This is a genomic window from Rhizobium sp. SVR5-9E (genome assembly GCF_056755095.1).
Map to the genome: position 1 here is coordinate 1 of NZ_JBNDHS010000184.1, position 3659 is coordinate 3659.

At 55.9% G+C, this 3659-nt stretch carries 4 protein-coding genes and 1 pseudogene; 3 read left to right on the forward strand and 2 right to left on the reverse strand.

Annotated features, from left to right (window positions below; genetic code table 11):
- Positions 1-603, reverse strand: a 603-nt coding sequence (locus tag ACPYOJ_RS33985; RefSeq protein WP_481420169.1) for a LysR family transcriptional regulator, incomplete at its 3' end; no start/stop codon positions are given.
- A 19-nt stretch (positions 604-622) separates the two neighbouring features.
- Between ACPYOJ_RS33985 and ACPYOJ_RS33990 the strand changes: the two genes are divergently transcribed.
- The 3 genes and pseudogenes from ACPYOJ_RS33990 to ACPYOJ_RS34000 form a co-directional block, all read left to right on the forward strand.
- Complete coding sequence (locus ACPYOJ_RS33990) at positions 623-1225, forward strand: tripartite tricarboxylate transporter TctB family protein (RefSeq protein WP_481420170.1); 603 nt, start codon at positions 623-625, stop codon at positions 1223-1225.
- Between the two features lie 146 nt (positions 1226-1371).
- A complete protein-coding gene (locus ACPYOJ_RS33995) occupies positions 1372-2874 on the forward strand; it encodes a tripartite tricarboxylate transporter permease (protein ID WP_481420171.1) in 1503 nt (500 codons plus the stop codon).
- 8 nt (positions 2875-2882) lie between these two features.
- Positions 2883-3140: pseudogene (locus ACPYOJ_RS34000) on the forward strand (DDE-type integrase/transposase/recombinase); the annotation flags it as partial.
- Positions 3141-3148: 8 nt separating this feature from the next.
- Here the strand turns inward: ACPYOJ_RS34000 and ACPYOJ_RS34005 are convergent.
- Positions 3149-3659, reverse strand: a 511-nt coding sequence (locus ACPYOJ_RS34005) for an ATP-binding cassette domain-containing protein (protein WP_481420172.1), incomplete at its 5' end; no start/stop codon positions are given.

Consider the following 3659-nt stretch of genomic DNA (forward strand, 5'->3'; position numbering starts at 1 on the left):
GCTGCTGTGGGTGCTAACGAGCACCAACGGGTATTCCACCACCTTCTGAATTGTCACCTCTGGCAAACGGCCAATGTCGTGCCCCTCAGGATAAACGACGAACATGGGCTCTGTTGCCAGCGGCGTAACATCCAGATCAGAAAGCACACCACGATCGATTCCGATGGCGACGTCCACCTCCCCTGAACGCACCATTGCCAGAACCCGCTCCCAAAAAAGGTCGCGAACGATGACCTCAACCTCCGGATGCTGCTCCATAAATTCCGATACCAGTTCCGGCAGAACGCTTCCTGAGAGAGAAGGAAGACATCCTATCCGGAGAGTCTCGTTTGGCGTCACACCCATTTTCTGAGCCTGGTTCACCAGCGCATCCCAATCGTTCAATAACTTGCGAAACTGTCCCGCAAGAATCCGGCCGGAAGCTGTGAGCGCCACGTATCGGGTGTTTCGACTAAAGAGTTGTAATCCCAACAACTGCTCAAGTTGCCTGATCTGCACGGTCAGAGCCGGCTGGGTGATATTCAGGGATTCCGCCGCCCGGGTAAAGCTTCCGCTGGATGCGACGGCGACGAACGCGCGAGCAAGTTTTAATGTAACACTCATAATCTTCTGTTATAGATAAATGATCTCAAAATTCAATTGTCTCGTTGTTGATATGCCTATAACCGGTCCACGCCGGATATGCTCATGCATAAGCGGCTGGAGGAATCGAACTGGCGTTCGCGAGTTCGATCAGGTTGGGATTGATATGCGACTATTTTCAAGACATCTAATAAGCCGCGATACCGTCGCGGGATTCCTTTACATTGCCATCGGTGCAGCGGCAGCGATTGGCGCGACTTTTTACCGCTTGGGCTCGGGAACGCGCCCAGGGCCTGGGTTTTTTCCGTTTATTCTCGGTTTGATCCTTGTTGGGCTTGGAGCAATCATCCTTGTCGGCGACCTGCGCAAGAATCCTGAAGTTCGGGCCAGCTTGAGCCTTTTTGAGTTGCGCGGTCCGTTTTTCGTGCTGACATCGGTACTGGCCTTTGCCTTGCTGATCACCAAGCTCGGCGTCATCGTTGCGGTTGCGGTGATGACTTTGATCGGCGCCCTGGCCTGCCGCGAATCGACTTGGCGAGCAAGCATCGTCTGTGCCGTCATCTTCGGCGTTACCAGCGTTGTCCTATTCAGGTGGGCGTTGAGCGTTTACCTGCCCACGGCCCCCTTCATTCTTGGCTATTAAGGCATTTTACAGCGCAAATCCGGAAAAGACTCGCTGTCTTTCGATCGCAGCATTTGCCAGGGCTGGCAAATGTCGGAATCGAAAGTCCGCCAGGCTGACATTGGTCCTGTTTAGATCGAAACACGCTAAACAGTCGGGAGAAATTGATGGACTTCTTTAATCATATTGCCCTCGGCATCACCACTGCGGTGACTTTTCAGAATCTCTTCTACTGTTTAGTCGGGTGCATTCTGGGAACCGCGGTGGGGGTTCTTCCCGGGCTCGGGCCGCTGGCGACGATCTCCATGTTGCTGCCCTTCACCTTCGGCTTGGACCCGGTTACGGCGTTGATCATGCTGGCCGGGATCTACTACGGCACGCAATATGGCGGCTCCACGACAGCAATTCTGGTCAATTTACCAGGCGAAACATCGTCGGTCGTCACGACGATCGATGGCTATCAGATGGCTCGCCAAGGCCGCGCTGGCGTGGCGTTGGCTACGGCTGCTCTGAGTTCCTTTTTTGCAGGAACGGTCGGCACGCTTGCTCTCGCTCTGTTTTCCGGGCCACTGACTGCACTTGTGTTTGAACTAGGTCCCCCCGAATATTTTGCCTTGATGGTACTTGGCCTGCTCGGTGCAGTAGCGCTCAATAGCGGCTCGATGGCAAAGACGATTGGCATGACAATCATGGGCATCCTCGTCGGCCTTGTCGGAACAGATACCAGCACCGGCGTCGTACGCTACACCTTCGGGCTCACCGAATTGTGGGACGGGATCGATATTATCATTTTGGCGGTCGGCGTTTTCGCTTTCTCGGAAATTATGCTGACGCTTGAGCAAAAGACATCGGAAGAGGTCAAGACCGAGAAGATCGAGACCCTCACGCCGACGCTGAAAGACGTGAGGGAGATGATAGCGCCCGCCGCACGCGGCAGTCTTATTGGTTCGCTGTTTGGCATGCTGCCCGGTACGGGCGTCGCCATCGCTTCCTATATGGCCTATTCCATCGAGAGGCGCGTCTCCCGCAATCGGAAGATGTTCGGACGCGGTGCAATCGGAGGCGTCGCCGCGCCAGAGGCCGCAAACAATGCTGCAGCACAGACTGCCTTCGCGCCGACTTTGACGCTCGGCATACCGGGTAACGCGACAATGGCTCTCATGTTGGGCGCCATGATGATGCACAATATTCAGCCTGGCCCGCAGGTTATGACAAGCAATCCCGCTCTGTTTTGGGGGCTGATTGTCTCGATGTGGATCGGAAATCTGATCCTGGTCGTACTGAATCTGCCGCTTGTTGGCATGTGGGCGAAATTGCTGAACGTGCCTTACAAGTTTATCTACCTGGCAATCCTGTTCTTTTGCTGCATCGGTGTTTACTCGACCCAATCGTCGGTTCTGGACGTCGTATTCGCCGCGTTTTTCGGGTTGGTTGGCTATGTTTTCCGAAAACTCGACTGCAACCCTACCCCGATGATGCTCGGTATGGTTCTGGGGCCTATCGTGGAGGAGAATTTCCGGCGCTCGATGCTGATCGCGAGGGGAGACCCCAGCTTCTTCCTCTCACGCCCCATCGCGTTGGTATTCCTTGGAATCGCTGTGCTCCTGGTGCTCGTGATGACGATGTCGAGCGTCCGCAATCGCTTCGAAGCAAGCATAGAAAGCGAGTGATCCTCGACGAGGAGATGCTGCCTGAACCCGGCATCATCGTTTCTTATGAGACGATCCGGTGCCGGGCGAAGACGTTCGGCCCGGAATATGCTGGCCGTTTGCGGCGGAAATCACCGAGCCCCCCGCGATGTCTGGCATCTGGATGAAGTGGTCGCGGGGATTGACGGCCGGAAACACTGGCTGTGGCGGCTGTCGATCAAGATGGCTACGTTCTCGACGAGATCGTCCCGAGCCGGCGCAACCCCAAGGCTGCCAAGCGTCTGCTGCGAAAATACTAAAAGCTTTGACCTGTGACCCGCCGCGCGTCATCGGCTGTCAGGGCCTGTTCCCGCGTGCCCGAGACGATGATCTCGAGAACCTCGTGCTCGTCGGTGTTCTTGACGTAGCGGTCGCCGACATATTCGCCGCGCTTCAGCACCATGACGCGGTCACCCACCGCGAAAATGTCGACTAGGCGGTGCGAGATGATGATCTGGGCAACGCCCTGCTTCTTCAGCTCCAGCATGGTTTCAAGCAGGCGTTCGGTCGCCATCACGGAAAGGTTGGCTGTCGGTTCGTCGAGGATAACCACGCGCGGGTCAAAAGAAATCGCACGCGCAATCGCGACCGATTGCTGACGGCCGCCCGACAGGCTTTCGACTTTCTGATAGACGGAATTCACATCGACCTTGAGCCGTTTCAGCACATGATCGGCTTCCGCATACATCTTCTTCCGGTTGACGAAGGGACCTTTGAGCGGCCAGCGGCCGAGAAAGATGTTCTGGCCGACATCCATGTTCCCGCAC